At 60.7% G+C, this 26,820-nt stretch carries 23 protein-coding genes and 1 pseudogene; 13 read left to right on the top strand and 11 right to left on the bottom strand.

Annotated elements, in window-relative coordinates; all coding sequences use genetic code 11:
- Positions 1 to 93 (top strand): annotated as a pseudogene (locus tag AAFO90_RS19730) (IS5/IS1182 family transposase); the annotation flags it as partial.
- A 510-nt stretch (positions 94 to 603) separates the two neighbouring features.
- Positions 604 to 1,089 (top strand): hypothetical protein, encoded by a 486-nt coding sequence (locus tag AAFO90_RS19725; protein ID WP_347510482.1) that lies wholly within the window; start codon positions 604 to 606, stop codon positions 1,087 to 1,089.
- 146 nt (positions 1,090 to 1,235) lie between these two features.
- Here the strand turns inward: AAFO90_RS19725 and AAFO90_RS19720 are convergent, their stop codons facing one another.
- From AAFO90_RS19720 to AAFO90_RS19710, 3 genes are all read right to left on the bottom strand, one after another.
- Complete coding sequence (locus AAFO90_RS19720; protein ID WP_347510481.1) at positions 1,236 to 1,883, bottom strand: hypothetical protein; 648 nt, start codon at positions 1,881 to 1,883, stop codon at positions 1,236 to 1,238.
- A 416-nt stretch (positions 1,884 to 2,299) separates the two neighbouring features.
- Entirely contained in the window at positions 2,300 to 3,004 is a 705-nt protein-coding gene (locus tag AAFO90_RS19715; RefSeq protein WP_347510480.1) for a hypothetical protein, read from the bottom strand.
- Positions 3,005 to 3,237: 233 nt separating this feature from the next.
- Positions 3,238 to 4,062, bottom strand: a complete 825-nt coding sequence (locus AAFO90_RS19710; RefSeq protein ID WP_347510479.1) for an NYN domain-containing protein — start codon at positions 4,060 to 4,062, stop codon at positions 3,238 to 3,240.
- A gap of 904 nt (positions 4,063 to 4,966) precedes the next feature.
- Here AAFO90_RS19710 and AAFO90_RS19705 point away from each other — a divergent pair.
- The gene (locus tag AAFO90_RS19705) at positions 4,967 to 5,509 is read left to right on the top strand and encodes a recombinase family protein (protein ID WP_347510478.1); all 543 of its coding nucleotides are present in this window, start codon (positions 4,967 to 4,969) and stop codon (positions 5,507 to 5,509) included.
- 3 nt (positions 5,510 to 5,512) lie between these two features.
- Positions 5,513 to 7,729 carry an ATP-dependent RecD-like DNA helicase gene (locus tag AAFO90_RS19700; protein ID WP_347510477.1) on the top strand — a complete coding sequence of 739 codons (2,217 nt, stop codon included), beginning with the start codon at positions 5,513 to 5,515 and terminating at the stop codon, positions 7,727 to 7,729.
- A gap of 54 nt (positions 7,730 to 7,783) precedes the next feature.
- Here the strand turns inward: AAFO90_RS19700 and AAFO90_RS19695 are convergent, their stop codons facing one another.
- From AAFO90_RS19695 to AAFO90_RS19685, 3 genes are all read right to left on the bottom strand, one after another.
- Entirely contained in the window at positions 7,784 to 8,116 is a 333-nt protein-coding gene (locus AAFO90_RS19695) for a hypothetical protein (protein WP_347510476.1), read from the bottom strand.
- Between the two features lie 74 nt (positions 8,117 to 8,190).
- Positions 8,191 to 8,397 (bottom strand): hypothetical protein, encoded by a 207-nt coding sequence (locus tag AAFO90_RS19690; RefSeq protein ID WP_347510475.1) that lies wholly within the window; start codon positions 8,395 to 8,397, stop codon positions 8,191 to 8,193.
- 105 nt (positions 8,398 to 8,502) lie between these two features.
- Positions 8,503 to 8,712 carry a hypothetical protein gene (locus AAFO90_RS19685; RefSeq protein WP_347510474.1) on the bottom strand — a complete coding sequence of 70 codons (210 nt, stop codon included), beginning with the start codon at positions 8,710 to 8,712 and terminating at the stop codon, positions 8,503 to 8,505.
- Positions 8,713 to 9,044: 332 nt separating this feature from the next.
- Here AAFO90_RS19685 and AAFO90_RS19680 point away from each other — a divergent pair, with 332 nt between their 5' ends.
- Positions 9,045 to 9,554 carry a type III toxin-antitoxin system ToxN/AbiQ family toxin gene (locus tag AAFO90_RS19680; RefSeq protein ID WP_347510473.1) on the top strand — a complete coding sequence of 170 codons (510 nt, stop codon included), beginning with the start codon at positions 9,045 to 9,047 and terminating at the stop codon, positions 9,552 to 9,554.
- A gap of 335 nt (positions 9,555 to 9,889) precedes the next feature.
- On the top strand, positions 9,890 to 10,618 hold the full coding sequence (locus AAFO90_RS19675) for a ParA family protein (RefSeq protein ID WP_347510472.1): 729 nt from the start codon (positions 9,890 to 9,892) through the stop codon (positions 10,616 to 10,618).
- 314 nt (positions 10,619 to 10,932) lie between these two features.
- On the opposite strand, the gene AAFO90_RS19670 is transcribed toward AAFO90_RS19675, so the two are convergent.
- Positions 10,933 to 11,973: a replication initiator protein A gene (locus AAFO90_RS19670; protein ID WP_347510471.1), complete on the bottom strand. Its 1,041-nt coding sequence runs from the start codon at positions 11,971 to 11,973 to the stop codon at positions 10,933 to 10,935.
- Between the two features lie 484 nt (positions 11,974 to 12,457).
- Between AAFO90_RS19670 and AAFO90_RS19665 the strand changes: the two genes are divergently transcribed.
- The 7 genes from AAFO90_RS19665 (at position 12,458) to AAFO90_RS19635 (ending at position 20,698) form a co-directional block, all read left to right on the top strand.
- The gene (locus AAFO90_RS19665; protein WP_347510470.1) at positions 12,458 to 12,643 is read left to right on the top strand and encodes a hypothetical protein; all 186 of its coding nucleotides are present in this window, start codon (positions 12,458 to 12,460) and stop codon (positions 12,641 to 12,643) included.
- A complete protein-coding gene (locus AAFO90_RS19660) occupies positions 12,640 to 14,196 on the top strand; it encodes a type I restriction-modification system subunit M (protein ID WP_347510469.1) in 1,557 nt (518 codons plus the stop codon). Before AAFO90_RS19665 ends, AAFO90_RS19660 begins: the two co-directional genes overlap by 4 nt.
- Entirely contained in the window at positions 14,193 to 15,464 is a 1,272-nt protein-coding gene (locus AAFO90_RS19655; RefSeq protein ID WP_347510468.1) for a restriction endonuclease subunit S, read from the top strand. The genes AAFO90_RS19660 and AAFO90_RS19655 overlap by 4 nt, the downstream gene beginning before the upstream one ends.
- A gap of 10 nt (positions 15,465 to 15,474) precedes the next feature.
- The gene (locus AAFO90_RS19650) at positions 15,475 to 17,427 is read left to right on the top strand and encodes a type I restriction endonuclease subunit R (protein ID WP_347510467.1); all 1,953 of its coding nucleotides are present in this window, start codon (positions 15,475 to 15,477) and stop codon (positions 17,425 to 17,427) included.
- A gap of 112 nt (positions 17,428 to 17,539) precedes the next feature.
- Positions 17,540 to 18,772, top strand: coding sequence for an IS21 family transposase (istA, locus tag AAFO90_RS19645; RefSeq protein ID WP_347510466.1), 1,233 nt, complete (start codon positions 17,540 to 17,542; stop codon positions 18,770 to 18,772).
- Positions 18,769 to 19,614 (top strand): IS21-like element helper ATPase IstB, encoded by an 846-nt coding sequence (istB, locus tag AAFO90_RS19640; protein WP_347510465.1) that lies wholly within the window; start codon positions 18,769 to 18,771, stop codon positions 19,612 to 19,614. Before istA ends, istB begins: the two co-directional genes overlap by 4 nt.
- Before the next feature lie 16 nt (positions 19,615 to 19,630).
- A complete protein-coding gene (locus AAFO90_RS19635) occupies positions 19,631 to 20,698 on the top strand; it encodes a hypothetical protein (protein WP_347510464.1) in 1,068 nt (355 codons plus the stop codon).
- Positions 20,699 to 20,734: 36 nt separating this feature from the next.
- Here AAFO90_RS19635 and AAFO90_RS19630 read toward each other — a convergent pair whose 3' ends face one another.
- From AAFO90_RS19630 to AAFO90_RS19615, 4 genes are all read right to left on the bottom strand, one after another.
- A complete protein-coding gene (locus AAFO90_RS19630) occupies positions 20,735 to 21,283 on the bottom strand; it encodes a hypothetical protein (protein ID WP_347510463.1) in 549 nt (182 codons plus the stop codon).
- Positions 21,284 to 21,368: 85 nt separating this feature from the next.
- A complete protein-coding gene (locus tag AAFO90_RS19625) occupies positions 21,369 to 23,351 on the bottom strand; it encodes a hypothetical protein (protein ID WP_347510462.1) in 1,983 nt (660 codons plus the stop codon).
- Positions 23,348 to 24,832 (bottom strand): hypothetical protein, encoded by a 1,485-nt coding sequence (locus AAFO90_RS19620; protein ID WP_347510461.1) that lies wholly within the window; start codon positions 24,830 to 24,832, stop codon positions 23,348 to 23,350. Before AAFO90_RS19620 ends, AAFO90_RS19625 begins: the two co-directional genes overlap by 4 nt.
- A complete protein-coding gene (locus AAFO90_RS19615) occupies positions 24,829 to 26,733 on the bottom strand; it encodes a hypothetical protein (protein WP_347510460.1) in 1,905 nt (634 codons plus the stop codon). Before AAFO90_RS19615 ends, AAFO90_RS19620 begins: the two co-directional genes overlap by 4 nt.
- Positions 26,734 to 26,820: the final 87 nt, after the last annotated feature.

The following is a 26,820-nucleotide window of genomic DNA, read 5'->3' as shown; positions in this document are numbered from 1 at the left end:
TCGAAGGATTGGGAAAAATCCATCGCCAGCGCGGCAGCTTGGGTCACAATCGCACACATCCGCCGCGTCACGCGGATGCTCGCAAGACAATGAATTCACTCGAAAAGTTTTGAATCAGACTCTTAGACTCACCAGAGGACTATCCCGAGCCGCCGCGCATTATGCGCACATAATTCGAAGGCGGGCTCTCGAACGCCTGATCCGCATCAAGCGTAAAGGAAACCCCGGCCTACTTCATATCTGGATGTGATTTCCTTACGATCCGCGTTACGGCTACGTGTCCGATCAGTTAGAAAAGATAATTTGGTTGTCGATTGACAACCAGCCAGGTGGGGAGCATGTTTATGGGGCGATCGCGGCATCCGGACAAAGACATCGAAAAGGCTCTTGTCGAGCTCGAGGAGATGGGATGGACGGTCGAGATGGCAAAAGGGCGTAGCGCCCACGCTTGGGGTTATGCCCTGTGCCCTGCAAACGCGGGAGATGCCTGTAGGTCAGCGACCTTCTGCCGGATGTCGGTCTGGAGCACCCCAAGAAATCCGAGGGCGATCGCCCAAGGCCTTGTTGGGCGGGCACGGGGCTGTGTGATGAAGGATGACAAGGATGAGTGACGTTCAGGAATTCGAGTTCGACCTGATGATCGCCCTCCCGGCGGGGGAGCGTGACGAGGACGCTATGCTAGACGCCCTGTTCGAGGCGGGGTGTGACGATGCGATCGTCGGGACCGGTGCCGCTGGAATCGTCGCTCTCGGGTTCATCCGGGAGGGTTCTGATGCTGAGGCTGTCATCGCCGAGGCGGTAGGGCAGGCGCTGAAGGGTCTTCCGGAGGGGGCTACGCTGCGCGAGGTCCGTCCGGACCTGGTCAGCCTCGCGGACGTAGCGGCCCGGCTCCAGGTGAGCCGTCAGGCGCTCCAGAAGCGCGAGATGCCGCCGCCATCGCTCGGCGGGCTATACCGGGTCACCGAGATGGTCCGGTATCTGGAGGGGCAGCCAGGGAAGATCCGGGATGGGGTCTCGAAGGCTGCACCGTGGTTCGCGGCGGCCCCAGCGGCGCAGAAGATCAACGCCCAGCTCGGGTTGAGTGATTAACGCACCGTCTGACGTCTACGCAGGCGCGATCAGGACGGAGCGCTACAATCGGTAGTTTTTGACCGGGTCGCCCTGCCCCACCAGTGTGAGCTTGACCGATAAGTGGCGGGGTTTCTTGATCGTTATGTGGTGTGGCCGATAGGCCCTCAGAGACCACTGAGGATGCTCTCGATGATCGCAGGATCATGACCCGTGATCAGCCAGTCCCGGGGCGACATCTGTTCAAGATCCTGACGGGGCGTCCGGAAGAACCGGTCCATGGCCTGCGCAGAAACAGGACGCCCCGTGGCCTGGAGAACGCGGCTGAGGTGAGGGATCTCTCCGGCCTCCGTGAGCTGGAACGTCGGGATGAGCCAGCCGCGTTCGTGAGGGCGATGTACGGCCATCAGGGAGCCGGCGGCGATGCGCTGTCGGAGGCGGGCGTCGCTCACCCCCATGCGCCACGCCGCTTCGGCAAGCGGGATGGCCTCGGCTGTCATGAGGGCCTGTCGGGTCATGCCGTCCAGCACGGGACTTGACCTGTAGAAGTCCGCATCTGACACGGTGTCTGACGTATCGACGCCCAGACGGCCCAGAGCCTCCTTCTCGGACGCGCTAAGCGGCACGTCCTCCTCGGCGACTTCATGCGCCTGTTCGAGCATGCGCGCGGCGATGTGCAGTGCAGCCTCAGCCAGATCCCTTCTCTCCGTGCTCGAGAGGGCCGCGTCGATCAGGCGTAAATCTTCTCTGGTTCCGCGACTTAGGTTGGGCTTTCCAGTCTCGGAAGAAAGTGGGGCGAGCGTCATGAACTGCATATCCATATCCTTGAGTTAGAGATACCTCGTTAATTTCCGTTCGGAGTGACCCTTTCTATGCTGGATCCTGATAAAAATCTTCAGCCGCGTGCATCGCAGAGACCTGCACGCTACGCGTTACAGTTTAGCCTGTGTTACATGCTTGTTACGGGCTTGTTTCGCTCTCTGTAACAGGCGCAAATATCTGAACTTAAAGGTAAATATCTATCTCTATCTCTTTTTGTTACAGATAAAAAGATAAAAGTATATACGCCTACACACACACGCGCACACGCGCATGCCTGTGAGACATATTCATCCTTGAAACGCTGTAACATTGAAACAACGTTGATATCTTTGAACTTTTCCCGTTACAGGGCCTGAAACGTGCGCGGTTTGTAACGGTTTTGGGCGTTTCAAGCCGTCAGAATGACCATTCACACGAGAGTTAACTGCCGTGCCCCGGGCCGGTGCTCAAGCACCTCCTCGATGAACAGGGTCTTCAGCAGGGTTGTCGCAGACAGGGATTGCTCCTCCCGGATCCGGCATCGGATCGCGTCATTCGCGTTGAGGGCCAGCTGGCCCTCCTGAACCCGGTTCCGGAAGTCGGTGTCCTCCATCTCGGCCGTAAAGGGACGCTCGCCCCCATCGCTGAAGCGCCACTTGTACCCGTCCCTGAAGTGGACCGACACGATCCGGAGCCAGGCCTCGCGGTGGCTGACTTGCGTGTCGGGCTCGTCCGGCTCCGGAGGGACGCGCAGGGAGGGGAGGTCCGACCGTTCGAGCCGGACCGGTTCGGTCCCCTCGCTCTCCGCTCCTATCCGCAGGCTCCGAAGTCCCTCAACCTTCGAGGCGCGCGTGCCGATCTCCTCGAGGGCCTCACGTGTGGGCAGGTCCTTCAAAAGGTTCACGACCGGGTTCACGACGATCAGGGTGGTATCACCCACCGTGATGCGGGTCGTTCCGTCTCCGATGGGTTCGACGTTCTCCGGCCGTCGTCCCCGGAGCCTCTTCACAGCCGCGAAAAGGCCAACGGCCCCGGCGGCTCCTCCACCGATGATCGTCCCCCCTTTGATCAGGAGGTCCATCAGCTGGTCAGCTGCGACGACCCGGTCCGGGTTCGCGGTGACGGCGTCAAGCATATCCGTCAGCCAACTCACGTCCGTAACCAGGGCCGCCACGAAGGAGCCCCGCTCTGTCGACGAGACGCTCAGCCGAGCATCCGCCCGATCACCGTTCAGGGCGCGATTTGCGGACTGGATCAGGGTCCCGAAGGCGAGCAGGGTCGGCGCGAGGTCGCGTACGTCGATCTCCCCGTTATCAAACGGGTCCCCCCTCGAACGCGATCTCGAACCTGGCCTTCGACATGATTTCCCTAGTTAGGGTCGGCGGGCATATCCAACCCGCCGTTCTGGGTTGGCTTATCAAGGCCTGATGTGATCCCGTCTACGTGCTCATTGAGATCGGGGCTGACGCTCTGCCACATCGGGTCGAGGATAAACTCAACGCCCTCTCTCCGCGCCATTTTCGCGGCGGGGACGAAATCACTGTCGCCGGTCACAAGTACGACTGTGTCGACCTGTCGTTTCAAGGTCATGGTGCTGATGTCGAGGCCGATACGCATATCCACCCCCTTTTGACGCAAGGGGTAGGCAATCCCATCCTCAGGAAGGCCAGTCCACGCCTCCAGGGCCTTCAGCGCGGCGGCGGACTTCGCTTGGTCCATCTGACTGGGGTCTTCGAGGACACCGCGCAGGTACTCTGCGTGATGCCAAATCTTCAGAAGATCCTTCATGTAACGATCATAGGGCTGCCAGGACCTCTTCTCGGCGATCACTGACCCCAGTCGCAGCGCGAATTTCCGTTTTTTCCGTAGGTGGTCAAACAGCTCTCGGCGAAACCGAGCCTCTTCGGTTTCCGCAAACTTGACCTGCCGGTTCATAAACGGATGATGAGGCGTCCCCTCATAGGGGTGCGCGTCGTAGTAGAACAGGCGATAGACGTGGTCGAGCCAGCGGCTGTCCTGTTGATCTTTTTGATCTTTCTGTTCCCCGATCAGCTTCTGGACGTGACGCTTACACATGTAGCGGGCCGCGTCCGCGACCTTGGCTGGATCCGTCCTATCCACTCCAGGCCAGGCCTTGATGCGCTTGTAGAAGAACCCTCCGTCGATGAGAACGGAAACTCTGCGGATGCGCATCCGAACCTCTTTAAACAAAAAAGCCCCACCGTTCGGTACATCCCCAGGATCAGCGGAGAGACCTACTTCGGCAGGGCGGATACCTTATAGAAAGCGCAAGGGGACCTTCCAATCAAGAGGTCTTGGAGGGGGTCCGATAACCTACAGCGACGCAGATGACGCATAAAAAACGACACACAGGTCGTCTTAAAACAGATATCTTGTAATCATTCCGAAACTATGTATTTTGCAGATCATGGAGAACGCACAGACATCTTCGCAGCGCGGACCGGACCTCACCTTGGGGTCCGCTGTATATGCGAAGTACGGGGAGGCCAGCGTAGCCGGCTTTCAGGCGGTACCTGATCTTCTCTTGAAGAACCAAGCTGCGCTCGGGTTGTCCCCCACCGACTTGGTCGTTCTGCTGAACGTGCTGATGCACTGGTGGTACCCTTCAAAGAAGCCCTTCCCTCGTTCAACGACCATTTCCAAGCGAATGGGGATCACCCAACGAACGGTTCAGAGATCAACAAACCAACTTGAGGAACTCGGTCTCCTCATGCGGGTCAAGCAGGGTGATCGAACATATCTCGATCCGACGCCTCTGGTGGAGAAGCTCACGGAGCTGGCCAAATCAGACGCGGACTACCAGGTCCGGCGTGTGCGTAGGGATGAAGATGGGGTGCCGGACGGTTCCAGCACCTCACAGAGTGGCACCCCTGGCTCTTGAGTTATGTGGATCTCTGGGCTTCGGGTGCCACTCAGTTTCGTCCCCGGCGCTTCGGCGCCGGGGCGTTCTTTTCTAAGGGAAGCGCAGCAAAAACGGTCGTTTTTGACCGGGCCGCCCTGCCCTACCAGATTTCAATGAGTTGACGAGGACAAAAACCCATGACAAAACCAAGAAGGTTTTGGGAGGGTTTTGTCCATGATCCTGGGGTATGCGCGGGTCTCGACCCGGGACCAGAACCTGGACGGTCAACGCGACGCCCTCGCGGCCGCCGGGGCGGAACGGATTTTTGCAGATACGATCACAGGAACCGCCCGGGCCCGGCCTGAGCTGGACCGGCTTCTTTTAGAACTTCGGTCCGGGGACGTGGTCGTCGTCACAAAGTATGACCGCCTCGCCCGAAGCCTGAAGGACCTGCTCGAGATCGTCGACCAGATCCAGGCGCGTGGCGCCGGGTTCCGGTCCCTCGGAGAGGACATTGACACGACCACCCCGGCCGGGCGGCTGGTGTTTCATGTGTTCGCATCGATCGCGCAGTTCGAACGGGAACGGATCGTCGAGAGGACGAAGGAGGGTCTGGAGGCGGCTCGGAAGCGTGGACGGGTCGGAGGCCGGCCCCCTGCACTATCGCCCGCCCAGAGGGCTGAGGTGAAGCGCATGCGCGACGAGGAGCGCAGACCTATCCCGGAGATCGCCGCGCTGTTTCATGTCAGCGATAAGACGATCCGGCGCGTGGTGTGAGCGGTGACCGGCGTAGGACCTGACAGCACGACCGAGGTCCTCGCCGGGCTTGTGGAGCGGGTCACCTTTCACAGCGAGGAGAGCGGCTTCTGTGTCCTGCGCGTGAAGGCCCGGGGGCACCGGGATCTGGTGACGACCGTAGGGCACGCCGCGATGATCTCTGCAGGGGAGTGGGTCACGGCCTCCGGGGTCTGGGTGAACGACCGGACGCACGGGCTACAGTTCAAGGCGCACTTCCTGAAGACGTCCGCCCCTTCCAGTCTCGACGGGATCGAGAAATACCTCGGGTCCGGGATGCTCAAGGGGATCGGGCCGGTCTACGCCAAGCGACTGGTGAAGATGTTCGGCAAGGACGTCTTCGACATCATCGAGGCGTCCCCGGACCGCCTGCGCGAGGTAGACGGGATCGGCCCAAAACGGGCCGACAAGATCACCGCCGGGTGGGCCGACCAGAAGGTGATCCGGGAGATCATGGTGTTCCTGCACCAGCACGGGGTCGGTACGGCCCGGGCCGTGCGGATCTTCAAGACCTACGGCACCGATGCGGTCCAGGTCATGAGCGAGAACCCCTACCGACTCGCCAAGGACATTCGGGGGATCGGGTTCCGAACCGCTGACCTGATCGCCGCGAAGCTCGGGATTGAGAAGACCGCGATGATCCGGGTCCGCGCCGGGATCTCCTTCGCGCTGACCGAGGCGATGGGGGACGGACACTGCGGCCTGCCCCGCAAGGACCTGATCGGCTTGGCCGAGAAGCTTCTGGACGTCCCGGCCCCTCTGATCGAAAGCGCGCTGGCCGAAGAGCTGATGGAGGAAACCGTCACGCTGGACCGGGTAGGGGATGCGGAGTGCGTCTTCCTGACCGGGCTGTACCTGGCCGAGCGCGGGATCGCGGAGCAGATTCAGAGGATCCGGTCCGGCCCCCTCCCCTGGCCCGAGATTGACGCCGAGAAGGCGCTGCCCTGGATCGAGCAGAAAACCGGCCTCAGCCTTGCGGACAGCCAGGCCGAGGCGATCCGGCTCGCGCTTCGGTCCAAGGTCACGGTGATCACGGGCGGGCCGGGCGTCGGCAAGACGACCATCGTCAACTCGATCCTGCGTATCCTGGCGGCGAAGCGGGTGAACCTGCTCCTGTGCGCCCCGACGGGCCGGGCGGCCAAACGGATGACGGAAGCGACCGAGCGGGAGGCAAAGACGATCCACCGGCTTCTTGAGTTCGACCCGAAGGCATTCGGCTTCAAGCGGGACCTTGAGAACCCGCTCGACTGCGACCTGCTCGTCGTGGACGAGAGCTCGATGGTGGACGTGATGCTAATGCAGTCCCTGCTGAAGGCGGTCCCGGATCATGCCGCCCTCATCATCGTCGGCGACATCGACCAGCTCCCTTCCGTGGGGCCCGGTCAGGTGCTCGCGGACGTCATCGGCTCAGGCGCCGTGCCGGTGGTGCGGCTGACCGAGGTGTTCCGGCAGGCGGCGGAGAGCAAGATCATCACGACGGCGCACGCGATCAACGCGGGACGCATGCCCGACCTCGTACCGCCAGACGGAGAGGCGGATTTTTACTTCGTTCCCGCCGCGGACCCGGACCAGGCTGTGTCGCGGATCGTCGAGCTGGTCTCAAAACGCATCCCGAACCGGTTCGGTTTCGACCCGATCCGGGACATTCAGGTCCTCTGCCCGATGAACCGGGGCGGCGTCGGGGCCCGGTCCCTCAACATCGAGCTGCAAGCCGCGCTGAACCCGGCGGGCGAGAAGAAGATCGAGCGGTTCGGCTGGACCTTCGCCCCAGGCGACAAGGTCATGCAGGTCGAGAACGACTACGACAAGGACGTCTACAACGGGGACATCGGTACGGTCGAGGACGTCGATCTGGATGAGGGCGAACTCGCCGTGAACTTTGATGGGCGAACCGTCACCTTCGTCTTCGGGGAGCTGGACACGCTGGTCCCGGCCTACGCGGCGACGATCCACAAGAGCCAGGGATCGGAATATCCCGCCGTTGTCATCCCCGTGATGACCCAGCACTACGCGATGCTCCAGCGGAACCTGATCTACACGGGCGTGACAAGAGGGAAGAAACTGGTGGTCCTGATCGGCCAGAAGCGGGCCGTGGCGATCGCTGTCAAGAACGTGTCCGGACGGCGGCGCTGGTCGAAGCTCGATGAATGGCTGCGTGATCCCACGCAGAATAGCGACAACAGAATTTCCGAATACTGTTGAACCTGAAAGCTGAAACAGGCCCCCTGCCCTACCGATTCACCGGTCCGGGCGGCCTCACACGTATCCGCCGACCTCGATCCTCGAGATGTAGGCTTTGACCGCGTCGGCCCGGCCCTCACGAAACAGGTCAGCCGCCGTCTGCTGGCCGAAGGACGGGAGGGGCTGGGACGTGAACCAGGCGAAGGCCTGCGGGAGCGAGCCGGCCCAGGGCGAAACGCGCAGCAGGATCTCGACAAGGTCCCGCAGCTTGCGCTGAGACGTGTTAGACCTCAAGCGCGCAGACTTTGATACCGCGTCACGGGACATGCCCAGAACGCCGGCGAGGTCCGTCCTGCTGAGGCGGACCATGTCAACCAGGAGGTCGAGATTAACGGTCCCGTCAGGCAAAGTGAGGTCCTGCGCGGCAGGGAACTTTCGTGAAGTTTTTGATAGGTCCGACACGGTAGAACTCCGAGATGCGCTCAGGTTTTGGAATGATCGAGCACGTAGTCGACACCCTTCGGCTTATATTTCGGCTTGAGCCCGATCACGTCCTTTCGGACCCCGCGGAAAACGAGGTTCTCCCGCTGGAGCTCGGACGGGGAGATCTCGCCTCGGAGCAACCGTTCTTCGTCCCGCGCTCGGGCGCGGGCCTTCTCTGCGGCCCGGTTCCTGATGATCGCAGACATCACCGCGCTCCCGACTGTACTGATCTACGATGCCCCGGATGAGGCGTGTCCCGCAATATGAAGGTCAGCCATGCTGTCGAACCGCCGCCCCATGGCGTGAGTGCGTCACGCCGCCTTCGAATTCCGTTTCGAAAACAGGGCCTGCCACCCGGCGACGCTCGCCTCGTCCAGATAGAGAAGACCCGCAACATCTTCCGTGCTCAACCCCTCCGCCAGCAGGAGCAGCGCATTCGCCATCCGCGCCTGAATGAGCGCTGGATCCTTGGCGTTCAGGGTTTTCAACAGGGTTTCGCGGTCATTCTCGGAAAGGTGCATCGGTAAATCTGGTCGTGGTTGACGGGGCGGCCTATCTGACACGCCTGCCTATGGGACGCAACGCGCGCGTTGCGTCCCTCTCCTGATGTCCCGCCTGAACCCTGACGACTTACCCTTGACTTTTTCTCAAAAATATGGGCAAAGTTCAAACCATAGGTGATGCGCTACCTTTAAGTGCGAACTTGAACATTAGGTGATACGCTACCTTTAAGTGCGAACTTGAACATTAGGTGATACGCTACCTTTAAGTGCGAACTTGAATCGGCATATACGCCGTACGTAGGAAAAAGGTGGCGCAAGCCGCCTTTTTTCATGACTAAGGACTTAAAGCATTGAGCGAACTCAAGTTTTATACCGTATCGACCGCATATCTGGATCACCTGCATGCGGTCGAACCCCGAGTGTATTATGCTCAAGGCACCGCCTACATCAACGCGAAGCCCTATGTCGGTATAGTCTTGGATGTATCCGGGCACAAGTTTCTGGCCCCGCTGACCTCCTATAAGCCGAAGCATGACAGAATCAAAAGCTCGAACGTAACGGTGTTCAAACTGCACGAACGTGGCAACCCAAACAACAAACTGGGCATGATCTCACTGAATAACATGATTCCCGTGCCGGACACGGAAATCACACTTCTCGACATGGCTAGCCAGAGTGAGCGTTATCGTAGAATGCTGTATAAACAGTATGAGTTCATTAAAGAAAACGCTGTGGAAATCAAGGATCGAGCGGCCAAGCTTCACTATCAGGTGACGGCTTTACGAACGCCTTTCTATGTGCGGCTGTCTTGCGATTTCACGATTCTGGTCGACGCTAGTAGAAGATATGTATCTGACTGAACCCGGACAGTGCCAGGGTTTCCGATGTGGCCCTATTCCCAGATGAGGCTTGCACCCTCGAAAAGGTCACGCTGGACGAGCATGCGATAGAAGCGCCTCATGTTCTGCGATGGATCTTCGCGGCGAAGCCGGGTCTGATCAGGAAAAATGTCGAGCTGCATGGCGTCACGATATATAGTGAAATTTATCTAGCAAAGTACGGAGTGCAGTTCATCTGCAAGATTTTTCGTCAGTTCTCCATGCGTATTCTGATAAAACTCTAACTTTAGAGTTATAGTTAGATATAGTAATAACTCTATCATTGACGATAGCTCTAAATCTGGCATTGTGTGATCATGTATGTAATCACCTTCGCAAATCCGAAAGGCGGCTCGGGCAAGACCACGAGTGCCATGTTGCTCGCTGAACAGATCGCCATTTCCGGCGGACGAGTGGCGATCCTAGACCTTGACCCGAACGCGAACATCATCACGTGGTCGCGAAGCCGGGCAGAAGAGGGCAGGGGGGTCCCATTTACCGTTCATGCGCGCCCGCAAGCCGAGGATACCGTTTCGCTCATAGACAGCCTGACGGATTCCATCGACTACCTCATCATCGACCTCGAAGGATCAAAAGATCAGATCGTAACATTCGCTCTGTCACGTACCGACTTGTGTGTCATTCCTCTTGATGGCTCACCCATGGAGGCCCGGCAGGCGGCCACCGCAGTCCGTCTCATCCAGTCGACCAGCGCCATGATACGAGCACCGATAGCGTATATCTTGCTCTTCACACGGACGAACGCGGCTTTCCAGTCGTCGGATGAACGAGATGTGCGGGCCGAGATGGAGACGAACAACATCCCTACTTTGCCGGTGCGGATCGCCAAACGGGCTCCTTACACCCGGATATTCCGTGACGGCGTTCTGCTGTCTGAACTCCCTGAACTCGTCAGGACCGAGATGGCTGGAAAAAGCGCTTCCGTCACGGAGAAATCCCTTCACCAGGTCACCGGAGCGATCGATAACGCCCGGGACTACGCGCAGGCCGTGATCCAAGTCCTCGTGCAGGAGGTCTCGGCATGAACAAATACGGTTTCAGCGAGGGTGGAATAGACCTACCAGAGACCACGCCCAGTCGGCCTGCTCGGCGGAAAGTAGACGCTGACAGCCTGACCCAAGCCGTTCAGGCCGGAAACGAAATGGGGTTCGTAAACCGAGAACCCGTACAAAGGACGAAACCGGGGCCGAAACGCCGCGAGCCCCAGGATAAGGTCTCTATACCGGGCCCGAAGCGCGTAACTGATGAATTTCGCGCCTTTTGTCGGGACAGGGACCTTACTCTCTGGGAGGGCCTAGAACTGCTCCTGAACGCTCAAAAAGGAAAAACAGGCTGAACATCAGGATGGGCGCCCCTTCTTCTCCTGCCAGGTGCGACAGAATTTCAGGAATAACGCGTCCGGATTATGCGTTACCGGTTTTCCTATATGCACCCACCAAGCTCCGAACCGCTGCAGAACGAAGTAGATATCCCATCCTGAAGCGATCGAGCGCGCTTGTTGAAGCGCGTCGGATGACACACGATTTATGATAGACTGAGCGTCATGCTCTATGACATCCGTGTCGCGCGGCATGGTGTTCCGGTTTATGAACGTCACCGTGTCCGCATCGTCATCATAGGAAATCATATAGTCTGGCAGGTAGTCACCTTCGACGATCGGTTTTATCTGCCTACGAAACTCCCGAAGAGATCCCTTAGAACCGGATTTGTGATGCAAGGTGCTCATCTTGAACATCCAGCTCTCATTCTGCCCGACCGCTTTGCGGGCTATTTCATAGATACGTCTTTCAATCGGACGAGACAGCCGGAAATAATCCTTATGTAGCGTTAAAACCTTCATCTCCTGAACAGAAGAGATCACCATGTCTGACAAGCGCAGCTCAAGCGTCTTAATTTTCCCGGTACGCTCATCCGTCTGCATCTTAGCGCCGTCGATAAGGCCTATCCACTCATCCGTACGAGTACCCTCAAATAGAATGTTTGTCCTGAAACGCGTTCCATCGATCCGGTCTAATGAATCAACGAGCGCATCGTAATCTCGCCCACCAACGCCACGCTGAGTGAAGACGAGGAAGGCATAAGGATCTATTTGAACCCTTTTCGATATCGGACGGCCTTCACGCATTCCTGCGATCAGCTGGCTAATCGCATAAATGATGAGATCCTTATCGTAAATCGTCGGCATGCCTTTGAAGCTCGGACGAAACTCAATCCATTTCCCCTTATATTCGTACCGCTTCGGTTCACGATCCGGTTTTTTCGAAAGAGAGTAGAAGGGGTGTTCCATAGACGCCAAGTCATCTTTAAGAATTACGTCTGTAATATCACAGACGAAAAGATCACCTTGGGGATGCCGAATCGGCTTCAAATGTTCGCTCATCGATCTCCCGCCCCTTAACGTGTGTAAGTTTTCGGGAATCACACACACTTCAGCGACCATCCATGATGTGCGGAAGCAGATCAAGCAAAATTTCGGGATTCACACACGGCACGGCTATGCCTGTGGATAAGTGTGGAGCTAGGCCGCACTTTACACACACTATTTCGGGATTCACACACGCTCTTTCGGGATTCACACACGCGCACACCCAGAAAAGCAAGGTTAAGGTATTGATAATATAACGAATTTTTCGAAGCCAGAATCTCTAAACACATATTAAACACCCTATAAACACCTCCATAACGAACGCTGTGCCGCTGTCAGGACCCGTTTTCGGCACCTGAGCGGTCTGAAAGGGCGTGGGTAAAATCATACTCGAGAAGCAAGAGATGTGGAAAACCCCTCTTTCATGGGTGACAGACACACAGACAAATCATAACTTGAAATAAAGAAATCCGCCTATGAAGACATGGGAGACCCGTAGATGGCAGAACACACCGATGAGGATGATGATCCGGAACTCGACGAACTTGTAAGCCTGAACTTCAAGATTAGCGAACGGGAACGCCGCGAATTCAAAGTCTGGTGTGCATCACGAGGGTTCACGCAGGTCCAGGCCTTTAAAATGGGATTCAAGGCATTGAAATCAAAAGAAGCACAAACAGAATGACAGACGAGCAGAAGCAGCGCCTCGAGAAGGCCCTCTGGGGGATCGCGAACACCCTCCGCGGCAAGATGAACGCGGACGAGTTCCGGGACTACATCCTCGGGTTCATCTTCTACAAATACTTGTCCGAGCGGCTCCACCTCTACGCGGACGATGCGCTGAAGGAGGACGGGATTGTCTTCGCCGACATCGACGAGAAGACCCCCGAGGGTCAGGAGCTCCTGGCCGCGGTCCAGGACGCGACGACCGAGGCGCTCGGCTACTTCCTGAAGCCGTCCGAGCTGTTCAGCGCGGTCGCGGCCCGAAGCCGCCAGCCGGGCGCCTTCGTGCTCCCCGAACTCGCCACGATCCTCGGGAACATCGAGCGGTCCACCATGGGGACCGCCTCGGAGGACGATTTCGACCACCTGTTCGAGGACCTGGACCTCACGTCGACCAAGCTGGGCCGGACCGAGGAGGCGAAGAACACGCTCATCTCGAAGATCCTGACCCACCTGGACGAGATCGACTTCCGGCTGGAGGACGCGGATTCCGACGTGCTCGGGGACGCCTACGAGTACCTGATCGGCCAGTTCGCGTCCGGAGCGGGCAAGACCGCGGGGGAGTTCTACACCCCGCAGGCGGTCTCCACGATCCTGGCCCGGATCGTCACGACCGGGAAGGAGCGGCTGAAATCCGTCTACGACCCGACCTGCGGGTCCGGCTCCCTGCTTCTGAGGGTCGCCAAGGAGGTCCGGGAGGTCGGCGACTTCTACGGCCAGGAGATGAACCGGACCACCTATAACCTCGCCCGGATGAACATGATCCTGCACGGGGTCCACTACCGGAACTTCGACCTGCGCCAGGACGACACGCTCGAGACCCCGATGCATGACGGGATGACCTTCGAGGCGATCGTTGCGAACCCGCCCTTCTCGGCGCACTGGTCAGCGAAGGACCTGTTCAAGTCCGACGACCGGTTCGCGGATTACGGCAAGCTCGCCCCGAAGACGAAGGCGGATTACGCCTTCGTCATGCACATGCTCCATCACCTGGACGACAAGGGGGTGATGGCGGTGGTCCTGCCGCACGGGGCCCTGTTCCGTGGCGGGGCGGAGGGGGTGATCCGGGAATACATCATCAGAGAGAAGAACTGGCTCGACGCGGTGATCGGGCTGCCCGCGAACATCTTCTATGGGACCGGGATCCCCACCTGCATCATGGTGTTCAAGAAGTGTCGGGAGACGGAGGAGGTCCTGTTCGTCGACGCCTCCACCGAGTTCCAGAAGGGGAAGAACCAGAACTGGCTCGATGAGCCGAACATCGACCGGATCGTTGACGGGTTCCGGGACCGGGTCGAGATAGACCGGTTCAGCCACCTCGCCACCCGCGAGGAGATCGCGGTGAACGATTATAACCTGAACATCCCGCGATACGTTGACAGCTATCAGGAAAACGAGGTGGTCGACCTTACGGCTGTCACGGCGGCGATCCGGCAGGTCGAGGTGCGCATGCCGGAGATCGACCAGAACATTCGGGCCTTCTGTGACCGGCTCGGGCTGGAGGCGCCGGTATGACGGATGCGCCGACCAACCTGATGGTGCCGACCTATCCCCGTTCGGTTCAGCCCGGGATCCCTCGACTGTCGGTGGCCCCAGAAGGCTGGTCGACCCGTCGCTTCGGGGAGCTGCTGAAGGTGGTTCAGCGCCCCGTCCGCATGACGGATGACGGGGAGTACGACCTGGTGACCGTGAAGCGGTCGAGAGGCGGGATCGAGTCACGAGGACGGTTTCGCGGGAAGGACATCTCGGTCAAGTCGCAGTTCGCCCTCGAGGGCGGGGATTTCCTGATCTCCAAGCGACAGATCGTCCACGGCGCCTGTGCCGTCGTCCCGGATGAGTTCGCGGGGTCGATCGTGTCGAACGAATACTCGGTGCTTCGCTGCAAGCCCGGGCTCGATCTGGGCTTCCTGAGATACCTGAGCCACTCGGTCTACTTCCAGCAGACCTGCTTCCATTCCAGCATCGGCGTTCACGTCGAAAAGATGATCTTCAAGCTGGAGGACTGGCTGAAGTTCCGGGTGAACGTGCCCCCGCTGGAAGAGCAGAAGCGGATCGCGGCCGGGTTCGAGGCCGTCGACGCCAAGCTGGCCGCCCTGCGGGAGAAGGCGGACGGGCTGCGCCAGTTCAAGATCGGCTTGATGCAGCGGCTCTTCTCGCAGGAGCTGCGGTTCACGCGGGAGGACGGGTCGAACTTTCCGGACTGGGAGGAGCGGAAGCTGGGAAGTTTTGGTGAACTTTACGGTGGGTTGTCCGGAAAAAGTGCTGAGGACTTTGGTGAGGGAGTACCCTTCATCACATACCGTCAGGTCTTTGAAAGCGCCCGGATCGATGTCTCAAAATTCGCCCTAGTAAAAATCGGACCGAAAGAAAAGCAGAACAGGGTTGTATTCGGAGATGTCTTGATGACGACATCGTCCGAAACACCGAGTGAAGTTGGCTTTGCATCCGTCATGCTTGACGAGGTGGAGGACTTGTATCTGAACAGCTTCTGTTTTGGCTACAGGCCCTATGATCTGAAAGCCTTACTTCCGGAGTTCTCAAAATACCTATTCAGAAGCCCGCTGTACCGTCGTGAGGTGATCAAGCTTGCACAGGGAAGTACTCGCTTTAACATCTCGAGAACTGGGTTCTTGAAGATCAAACTCCTATTTCCGCATCCTGAGGAGCAGGAGAAGATCGCCGGCGCGCTTTCCGCTCTCGACGCCAAGATCGACGCCGTGACGGACCAGATCTCCCTCATGGAGGCCTTCAAGAAGGGACTCCTCCAGAAAACGTTCGTGTAAGGGGTCGCCCATGTCCGTCCAGTCTGAAGCTCAGCTCGAATCCTGTCTCGTGACCCGTCTCCAGGGGCTCGGCTGGGCCCCGGTCCGGCTCGCGGACGAGGCGTCCCTCTACGCCAACCTGCGCGCCCAGCTCGACGCCCATAACGGGATCACGATGACGGACGCGGAGTTCACCCGGGTCCTGAACCATCTCGACAAGGGGGGCGTGTTCGACCGGGCGGAGACCTTGCGGGGGAAGTTCCGGCTGGACCGGGACGAGGGGGATCCGGTCTGGATCGAGTTCCTGAACACGGAGCACTGGTGCCGGAACCGGTACCAGGTGGCGACCCAGATCGGGATCGAGGGGCGCCGGAAAAACCGGTACGACGTGACCCTCCTGATCAACGGGCTGCCGCTTTGTCAGGTGGAGCTGAAGCGCCGCGGGGTCGAACTGAAGGCGGCCTTCCATCAGATCAACCGGTACCAGCGCGATAGCTTCCGGGCCGCGCGCGGCCTGTTCCAGTACGTCCAGGTCTTCGTGATCTCGAACGGAGTGAACACCCGGTATTACGCGAATAACCGGCACCAGTCCTTCAAGCAGACGTTCAGCTGGGCGACCCCGGATAACATGCCGATGAACCGGCTCGGGGACTTCGCGGATGCGTTTCTGGAGAAGTGCCACCTCTCCAAGATGATCTCAAAATACGTGGTCTTGCACCAGAGCGACAAGATCCTGATGGTGCTGCGGTCATACCAGTATTACGCGGCGGAGCGGATCCAGGAGCGGGTCGAGCAGGGCCGGAAGAACGGGTACATCTGGCACACGACCGGGTCCGGGAAGACCCTGACCTCCTTCAAGGCGGCGCAGAACCTGATCGCGCTGCCCAAGGTGGACAAGGTGGTCTTCGTCGTCGACCGGGCCGACCTCGACTACCAGACCACCAAGGAGTTCAACCACTTCCAGCCCGGCTCCGTGGACGGGACGGACAACACCCGCCAGCTGGTGACCCAGCTCGCGGACCCGAACACGAAGCTGGTGATCACCACGATCCAGAAGCTGAACACGGCGATCTCCCGGGACCTCTACGGGCCCCGGCTCGAGCACCTGAAACGGGGCCGCGTCGTCTTCATCTTCGACGAGTGTCACCGGAGCCAGTTCGGTGAGACGCACCGCAGGATCCGGGCCTTCTTCGAGCGGGCACAGCTGTTCGGGTTCACCGGGACCCCGATCCTGAAGGAGAACGCGGTCGGGAAGCGGACCACGAAGGACCTGTTCGACGAGCGGCTGCACGACTACGTCATCACGGACGCGATCCGGGACGAGAACGTGCTGCGCTTCTCGGTCGAGTATCTCGGCCAGACCAGCGCCCCGGTCACGCCCACGGGCGACGAGAAGGTGGACCGGAAGGCGCAGGCGGAACGGGACCGCGCGCTCGAGTCCCGCGCCTTCTACGACCACCCGGACCGGATCGACCGGGTCACGGACTGGATCATCGAGAACCATGACCGGAAGACCCGCGGCCGCCAGTTCGGGGCGGTCTTCGCGGTCAGCTCCGTCGACGCGCTTTGCGCCTATTACGACCTCTTCGAGGCGAAGCGGCAGGACGGTCGTCATGACCTGAAAATCGCGACCATCTTCACCTATGCGGCGAACGAGGAGGACCCGGACGCGGACGGGATGATCCCGGACACGGAGTTCCCGGCCGACGGGGCCGGGGCGGACAACCCGAAACGGGACAAGCTGATGGGCTACGTGGAGGCGTATAACGCCCTCTACGGGGTCAACGAGACCGTCCGGGACGGGAAGGGGTTCTATTCCTACTACCGGGCCCTCGCGAAGCGGATGAAGGCCCGGGACCGGAAGGATTTCACCCCGGACCAGGGGATCGACATCCTGCTCGTCGTGAACATGTTCCTGACCGGGTTCGACGCGAAGACCCTGAATGTAGGTGCCGGATGTAATCTCCCCAAAAGGGGCGTTTGAAATTTCCCCAGTTGGTAGCGTCCTGGGCGATTTTTGAACCTCAAATATTCAAAAATCGAACGGGACGCGGGCCGTTAAGCTCGAAGCTCAAAAGAAGGAGTGAGGCTTCGAGTTGATTGCACTGGGAGAGATCGTTTTGATCCATGATTTGAAGAGACAAGGCCTGGGTGTCAGCGCGATCGCGCGGCAGACCGGGCTCGATCGGAAGACCGTCAGAAAGTATCTGGCACGGGGCCTGGAGGCCCCGGAATATAAGTCTCGCGCGCCACGTGCGCGCATTATTGAGCCGTATGAGACGTATCTGCAGGAGCGATTGACGTTGTTCCCGGATTTGACCGCGCGGCGGTTGATGCGGGAAATCCGCGAGCGGGGCTATGAAGGCGGATATACGGCCGTGAAGACGTTTGTGCGTGAGATCAGGCCGCCCAAGCAGGCGCAGTTCGAGCGGCGATTTGAGACGCCGCCAGGCAAGCAGGCCCAGGTGGACTTTGCCGAGTTCGCCGTTGAGTTCATCGACGAGCCTGGGGTTGTGCGAAAGGTCTGGCTGTTCTCCATGGTTCTCGGCCACTCCCGTTGGCTTTGGGGGCAGTTTTGCGCCAGCCAGAACCTGCAGACGGTGTTGCGGTGCCACGTGGCCGCCTTCACGGCCATGGGCGGCGCGCCAGAAGAGGTTCTCTATGACCGGATGAAGACGGCGGTGATTGGCGAAAGTACCGACGGCGTTGTCACTTACAACGCGTCTCTGGTCTCGCTGCTAACCCACTACGATTGCGCGCCCCGCGCCTGCCAGCCGTATCGGGCCAAGACGAAAGGCAAGGTTGAGCGTCCGTTCCGCTACATCCGTCAGGACTTCTTCCTTGGTCGGACGTTCCGGAATCTGGATGATCTCAATGCCCAGTTCGGCGCCTGGCGCGTGGAGATTGCGAACCCGCGCGTTCACGCCACGACACAGCGCGTTGTCGATGAGGCATTCGCCGAGGAACGCCCCGCGTTGCGACCACTGCCTGCCAACCCCTACAGCGCGGTGCTGACGATTGAGCGGCGCGTCACCAAGGACGGCATGATCTCTGTTGGCGGCAATCATTACTCGGTGCCGGACACGACACGGCGCAGAACCTTGGAAGTCCAACATCATGTGACTGAGCTGCAGATCTTCGAGGATGGCAACTTGGTCGCCCGCCATCCTGTTATCGAGGGCAAGAACCAGCGCCGCGTTGATCCAAGCCACCGCAAAGCAACGCCGATCCGGGCGACAAAACCACCGGCACCGATTGGCGTCGGGCGCAGGCCGCTGGACTTCTACGGGGCCGTTGGCCGCCGATTGGCTACGGGGGCGGTGTCATGAGCGGGCTCGTAGACAACATTCGCGCAAGTCTTCTGGGCCTGAAGATGCCGCGTGCCATGGAGATGCTGGATCACATGGTTCAGCGCCTCGAGAGGGGTGAGATCGGCTCGATCGAGGCCATCGACAGTCTGCTCTCCGAAGAGTTCAATTGTCGAGAAGATCGCCGTGTTGGTGTGGCGCTGACAACCGCGCGCCTCACACCGCCCAAAACGCTGGAAAGCTTCGACTTCACGTTCCAACCATCCCTCGATCGCGACCGGATCATGGCCTTGGCGCAGCTCGACTTCATCACGCGGGCAGAGGTCGTCCACTTCCTCGGGCCGCCGGGCCCCGGTAAGAGCCATCTCGCCACAGCTCTGGGTGTGGCCGCTGTCAAGAAGGGCAAAAGCGTCTATCGCGCGACCTTGGCGGAGTTGATCGAAGGGCTGTCCAAAGCCGAGCGCGAGGGTCGCTTGCTCGAAAAGATCCGCTTCTATGCGCGCGCATCCCTGCTGATCGTCGATGAGATTGGCTACCTGCCCATCACCCAAGGCGGCGCCAACCTGTTCTTCCAGCTGGTCAACGCACGCTACGAGAAAGGTGCCATGATCCTTACATCCAACCGCGGATTCGCGGAATGGGGTGAGGTCTTCGGCGATCCCGTCGTCGCCACCGCGCTCCTCGACAGACTCCTCCACCACGCCGTCGTCGTCCAGATCGAAGGTGCCAGCTACCGTCTGCGCGCGCACACCGACCTCATCCCCGAGCACACGCGCACAAACGCCCCCATCACACCGCCCCCCGCTCCAAAGCGCCGCGGGCGCCCACCGAAAAAGGAGAAAATGATCGCAAAAACCGGCTGATCACCGAGACCGAAAAGTGGGGAATTTTACTTCGCCACTTTTGGGGATTTTTGAAACGGCATTTACACTGAACACCCTCTACGTCGACAAGAACCTCCGCTACCACGGGCTCATTCAGGCCTTCTCTCGCACGAACCGGACCCTCGGCCAGGTGAAATCGCAGGGGAACATCGTCTGTTTCCGGGACCTGAAGGAGAACACGGACGAGGCGATCGCCCTCTTCGCGAACCGGGACGCGGCGGAGGTGGTGCTGATCGGTTCCTACGAGGAGCACCTCAAGAAGTACGAGGAGGCGCTGGACGAACTGCACGCGATCACCCCGACCCCGGACGACGTGGACGCCCTGCCGGACGAGGAGGCGCAGGCCGCCTTCGCCAAGGCGTTCCGGGAATTGATGCGGGTCCGGAACGTGCTGGGCACCTTCTCCGAATTCAACCCTTCCGACCTCCCCTCGGACCCGCAGGAGTACGAGGACTTCAAGAGCAAGTACCTGGACCTCGCGCAGAAGGGGGACGGTGAGGGCGACGGGGACGCCGCGGACCCGCTCACCGGGCTCGACTTCGAGCTGGAGCTCCTGCGCCGGGACGAGATCAACGTGGCCTACATCCTGGCCCTCCTCTTGTCCCTCAAGGCGACGGAGACGGAGGAGGGGCGGACGTCCCGAAAAGCGCAGGCGCAGCGCCAGCGGGTCGTGGACCTGATCGCGTCCGAGATCGGGCTTCGGAACAAGCGGCCCTATCTCGAGGAGTTCCTAAATGAGGTAATGCCGAACCTGCCCCCGGACGCGGATCTCCGGAAGGAGTTCGACAGCTTCTGGGCCGGGAAACGGGCCGGCGCCTTCGCGGAGTTCTGCGCGGCTGAGAAGCTGGACCCGGACGGGCTCCAGAAGCTGATCGCGGAGACCCTGTTCACCGGGAAGCGGCCCCTTCAGGACCGGGTCTTGTCCGTCATGACCGAGAAGCCGGGGATCCTGCGGCGCAGGTCCGCGGTGGAGCGGGTCATCGAGGGGATGGAGCGACTGGTCAGCACCTTCGACGAGGGCGTCGATGAGGTCGCGGAGAGTGATGAAGAGTATAAGGTATAAAGGCACCTTGATATCAAGGTGCCGAGATATGGAGATTTAATCAACCCGGGTTTTGACCTGAGCGGTCACCCACTCCTTAGCCCTCTGTCGTAAAACGCGGATATCTCGATCTTCGATGAAAGGCCGAATGTAGTTGATGTATGCTGTCAGGGTCGGAACCGGGTCACCTTTCGGTAAATTCGGCGTTGTGACCCGCTGGTTCTGAAGGGCTGTGAAAAGTCGCTGGACCTTCGCCATCAGCCCGCTCACATCAGTATCCGCACTTAGGCCTCGTGAGTTGTAAAGGTGGAGCATGACGTCTACCGACAAGCTATCGAACTTCTCGAACCGGTCTTCCGTTATTCGGCGCACTGTCCAGACAAGAAGCCGGTGGGACAGGACGCCGATCGCGGTCCCCAGTAGGGTTCCGGCTATCCATGGGAATGCGGGTTCGCCCAGGAGGCCCACAGCGTGGCGGTTGACCCAGTCAAAAGCCGCTGAAATCCACGGTGTGCTCTCTTTGTCTTTGAGCCATTCTGACAGGGCCGGCACCACAAAAAGCGCCCAGACAACCTTGTCCATGAGCCAGTAAAACAAGGCCTTCATATTATTCTCGCGCAATGCTCTTGGTCAGACTTAGACTAAATATTATGCATTTTCATTACACTTTCTCCCATATGTTAACGCGTACTTATCTGATCGGCCCGATCCGGGGCGGCAGCAGCCCGGATCCCGCGACCGCCGGGATGTCATGCAGCGCGTCGAAGGCGGCGAGATGGCGGGCCAGTTTCCTCGCGAGATCCGCGCGTCCATGCGGCGGGTATTTCAGGGTTGACCGGTATTCACGATCAAGGCGCTGAGCCCATTCAAGCGTCAGGCCATCAGGGTCCGTGCCCGGTTTCCGGGCGAGGATCTTGGGAACTGGATTGTCCAGCGCTGTCAGGCCGTTCCCAGTGACAATCCTCTGTAACTCCCGCCAGGCCGGGGTCCATGGGAGCCCGATGAACTCTCGCAGGGTCCGGATCTTGTCCGTGTGAACTTTCCGCCGGGGCTCGTGGGCACCCAGATCATATGCTGACATGTCAGCCTTCAGAAGCTCCCGCAGGGGGATATCGGGTCGCCCCATGGCATCTGTAAGGATGCCGACCGCGACACGAAAACCCCGACGCGTGGACTGCGCGGCGTTCATGAACGCCATCAACTCCTCGAGCTCGGCTCGTGCCTGCTCTCCCAGTCCTCCGTGACTGAACCTTCGATCGTCGGGAATGGAGAGATCAGGTAGGTCTGAAAAATCAGAGCGCTTCGACAGTGTCGCGATCCTCTGGACTGCTGCCCGGAGACGGGTGCGGTCCGAGACGACAGTGATTTCGCGCTCCAGGGTGCCGATGAACTCCTGGCACAGGTCTCGTGGCGCGATGCCGGCCGCGCAGGCCCGGACACGGAGGTATGACAGCGCTCCGACCTCTTTGTGTGTCCACCCGTGCTCGCGAAGCCGGGCGTAGAGGTCAGTCCAGGCGGTCTGGACCGGATCCGGCGGAAGAACCGGCTTCGGTGCTCGTGGCGGACGAGGTGGGGGCGGTTTGATGCCGAGCGGGGAGGGCGGGAGGAGATCCGGTGGGACCTTCCCCCTCAAGGCGTCGAACTGTTCGCATCCCCGGCGAAACGCAGACCGCTCGTGATGGACCTTGCACGCCTTCAGGATTTCGAGGGCGGTGGTTTCCGAAACCTCCGTTGGGAACAGGCCCCTTGAGGCGGCGGCCTGTGCCACGGCCCAGAGAAAACTCGTCTCGCATCCGACCGCCCGGGCTGCCGTCCTGAGGTCGGCCCAGGCCTGTTCGGCTGGTGTTTTCCTAGGGTCCGGACCGCCGAGTGCGTGTCGTACCCGGTTCACGTATTTGCGTAGAGTTTTCGGCAGGATTGATGGGATCCCCACATCCCCGGGGTCGGGCAGATCGCAAAGGGCGACGCGCAGGTCATCCAGCGTGTCTGTTTTCCCGTTCAGTCTGCCGCCGGCGATCGCAAGACGGTTCAGGTAGTCCAACGAGAAAATGACTTCCCTGTCCGCGAGGCTGTTCCGCCAGGCCTCGATTTCAGGCGACATGGATGTGTGTTGCCGATGACTGCGACGTCCGGGGAGAGCTCTGGGACATACGTCCGGGAGTAGGCCTGTCTGCAGCGCGAGGTCTCGTTTGAACAGACCCCTGAACAACCCGAGCCCGATTCTGAATCGGCCGGTCAGCTCCTCCGGCAGTCGGTTGAAGGCGTCAATCAGGAGCTCGTTTGTCACGTCCTGGGGATGCAGACCGGCGGGGAGATATCGTGAGAGGTCATAGAGGGTCGTGGTCGGCTTCTGGACTTCAATGCGGACCGCACGGTTCAGGGACCGCCATGGGTCTGCGTCCACATCCCCCGGCGAAAAACGCATCTGCGCGTTCAGGATGAGGTTTCGCCAGGTCAGATACTGCGCCCGACCACCCCAGGACCCGCGCAGTTCCGGTAGCTGATAGATATACTTCGCGCCGAACTGCGGCGGTGCGAAATCAAGCGCTGACACCGGAAGCCCCTCGATCCGGGCCAGGTGTTCGATTGCCACCAGCGTGGCAAAGGCCCGATCCTCAGAGATTTCCGGTCCCCGTCCGGCCTCAATCGCGGCGTGAATCTCCGATAGCCTCACTCCTGCTCCTCCTGCTCTGTGTTGAGTTCCCGCAGCGCCGCCAGCAGGTCCGGGGTGGCCAGGCCTGCCCGCCGTGCGGCAGCGGCGTCCTGGACCCGATTGATCGCGACCCGGCGGATCCGCTTCTCCTGATATTTCTGCGCCGTCCGGGGCGAGGTCTGATGCGCCATGACCATGGCGTCTCGGGTCCCAACCTCGCCTCGGCTTATCGCCTGGTCGGTGTGCAGCATGGTCCGGGTCGTCGTGAACGAGTTCCCGGTGCGCTCCTTGAAGATGCGCGGGATGTAGGTCGGGCTCGGTCGGGACCCGTCGGGGTGGACGATCAGCGGCCGCCCGGACCGGGCCGCGCGCGCGCGCAGCTCGGGGAGGTGCTCAGGTTCGAAGTCCCCGAGCACGACCGCGTCCACGTAGCGGCAGAATTCCGGTTCGAGCGGTACCACCAGGTGCTCGGGGGAGTGCGCCATGGTTTTCCGGATCGGGGTGTCGATGACCCAGGTGCCGGACTCCCACAGGAGCGTTTCCCCGAGAATGAGCTCTGCATCCGCGTTGCGCAGCGGGACAATGCTGTAGAGGCCGAGGATCGTTCCGGCGTTCCGGAGCCGGTGGCGCGTGCCGAGGTCCTTCTCTCGGGCGGCCTGTTCAAGGATCTCGTCGGCCTGATCCAGCACGGAGAGGGTCGTGTTCCCGGTCTCCAGCAGCGCACTGAATTTCAGCGCGTCCTGCCCCTGCTCGAAAAACTCGTATCGCGACAGGCGCTTCATCAGGTATCTGCGATCGTCCTGTGACGTGATCCCGGTGTAGCGGGCGAACCGGTAGAGTTCTTCCACCGTCGCGCGCAGCGTTGCCCACCGGATTCCGAGGGTCCGGGCGCGCAGGCGCGTTTCGAGGTCCTCCAGATACTGGCGCACGACTGCCTCGGTCAGGTCCGGGGCCAGACCCGCTTGCCGTGCGGACCAGGCGAGCTGGCACAGCTTCTCGCGGGTCCGTAGGAGAATGTCGCGGGCAGGGGCGGCGGTCATCTTTCCGGGCAGCCCCTGCGCTGCGCGGCGGAGCGCGGCCTGCCAGGGGTCCGGGAGCTCCCAGGGGTGAACCGAGACCTTCCGGGCCCGAGGTGCGACTAGACGCTCACAGGGATCCCACGGCGCGTCTGGTTCAGCGGTGTCAGTCCGAAGGGCCGGTTCCGGCCGAGGCGATCCTGGCCGCAGGAGGGCCCGTGCGCCCGCAATCTTCGCTGTCTCCGAAGGCAGGATCACGGCGGCGGCGATACCGAGACGGTCCAGCCAGCCGCCCGGGTCCTCAGCGGCGGCGCCTTGTGCCCACATCGCGTAGTCGGAACTGGTCGGCGCCACGGTCTTGGTGCGGGTGAGCTCGTCCAGCAGCTGGTCGGCGGCGACCAGCGCGGGGAGGGGCAGCTCGTGGACCCCTTCATGATGCATAAAGTGTTGCCAGACCGGCTTGGAGAAGATCGGGTGTGCACTCATCGCTCGGCCCCTTTTCGGGCCTTGGCGGCTTCGGCCCGGCGGTGTGCGGTATTCTTCTGAACGGCGAGGACCGAAGCCTTGCTGTCGATCCAGGCGTAGTTAGTCCGGAGCGTCGAGACCTTGTCGGCCATGATCTTCGCCAGATCTTCAATGGAGACGCGACCTTCGTTGATCGCGATGGTGCAGTAGCCGTGCCGAAAGGAGTGCGAGGACAGGGGCAGACCGATCTCGGCGGACCCCTCGGCCAGCCAGATATCAAACGTGCCCTTGAGTAAGCCGGTCTCGGTCGTATGTGCGTGTTTGATCGGCGGGAACAGGCAGTGGGTTCGACTGGCCTCCGGGAAGAGCGGCCGGATTTCCTTCAGGTACCACCTGAAAATCTCCGGTCCATAATCCTGGTCATATCGCTTCTCGATCGTCACCGGCTCGAGCTCTTCCCCCCGCTGGGTGAGCCATTTCCCGTTCTTCAGCTCCCCGTTCGGGAACTTGATGGTGGCGTGCGGGGTGGGGCCTGACAGATGCAGAAAGATCGTTTTCTTCGGTCCGGTGTGCCGGACCCCGAGAATGTTCTGCCGCCGGTACGGCGCTCCCTCCAGAGCGATCGTCGCGTAGGCGGTGAGAACCCCGCACATCCGCACGCGCCGCAGAAGATGTTTCGCTCGGGAGCGTTTCGCGTCCGGGAGGGCCGCCATCTGGCCTGGATCCGAGACCTTGCGGAGGTCGAACTCTTCAGATTTCGCCGTGGTCAGCGCTTCCTGGGCGAGGCGGAAGTATTCAAGGTGCTGGCGGTCGAACAGAGTGACTTTCTGCGGATCCTGGACCAGCGCCTCACACCAGCGCCGGACCTTGGGCCTCATCATCTTCCCGGCCGCGCGGCCCTCTTTCAACCGGCTCAGGACCTTCGTCAGTCCGGCCACATATGACGCCTCCTCTGCCCGACCGTGGCGCGCGAGGAGCGCTGCGAGATCGGTCACGTAATGGTAGTGTGTGCTGGCCGCTTGCGCCTTCGCGGACGACCACCGCCCGAGCACGAGATCGGCCTGATCGGACGAGAACAGGTCGGCGAGCCCTGTCCCGTGGGGCAGATCAGTCCCGGTTTTCAGGAGCGTCTCGACCCAGAGCGATAGGGCCGCGCTGTAGCGGTCGCGGGAGCTTTTCGACAGGGGCTCGGCGAGATGCTCATAGCGCGCCTCCTCGACCTTCTCCCGCGCCGCATGATCCACCCAGGCGTTGATGGACGCCTGAAGATGCGCCGGAAGGGTGACGAGGCGCCCGGCCGGTTTCGGGGCGGGCGTGACCGGGGCGGCGGGGAGGAGATCGGCCAGGCGGGGGATGTCGCGGAGCTGGTCCAGGGCCTTCAGCCCCTTCCTCAGCGTCGTCCGCTGGTGGGACCCGTCCACCTTCAGGAGCGTTGTGACCGTGTCACTGGTCAGGTCGGTGGGGGCGAGGCGGAGTACCCGGCAGGCGTCCGTGAGCGCGGGCAGTCCCTTACGGACGTGGGCCCCCAGAAGCCCAGCCTTGACCAGAGACTCTACTCTTTTCTGGAGCTCGGCCCATTCGTCATCCCGCCCCTTCCGTTCCTTCTTTTCGGCCGCCGCGCCTGTGCACTCGGTAATCAGGCGGCGCGCGGCGCGCCAGGACTGCTGGTAGGTGTTGCCGGAGATCCCAGCGGCGTGGATCAGCCGCTGTAGCCCCGGCATGGTGCCGGTCAGTTTCGGGACCCGCCGGTCGAATTCGAGGAGGTCGGCCGGGAAGGTGTCGAAGTCCGCCGCCTCTATGCCGTGCAGCGCGAACACGATCTTCGCTTTGCGGATGTCCTGCCGCTGGCTGGCCGTCCCGTGCGCCTCCATATGGGCGATCGCATCTTTCATCGTTGGCGCGGCGGGGGTAGTGTGCATCATCGGTCGGTGGTCTCTAAGCTTATGGCGTTACAGGGCTTTTCTGGCGTTATCGGGCGACCCGTAACGAGGGGTCGTTGTCTTGCTGAC

The organism is Phaeobacter sp. CAU 1743 (assembly GCF_039839315.1).
Taxonomy (GTDB): domain Bacteria; phylum Pseudomonadota; class Alphaproteobacteria; order Rhodobacterales; family Rhodobacteraceae; genus Phycobacter; species Phycobacter gallaeciensis_A.
Note: the sequence above shows the minus strand (reverse complement) of the source record. Positions and strands in the feature narration are given on the sequence as shown.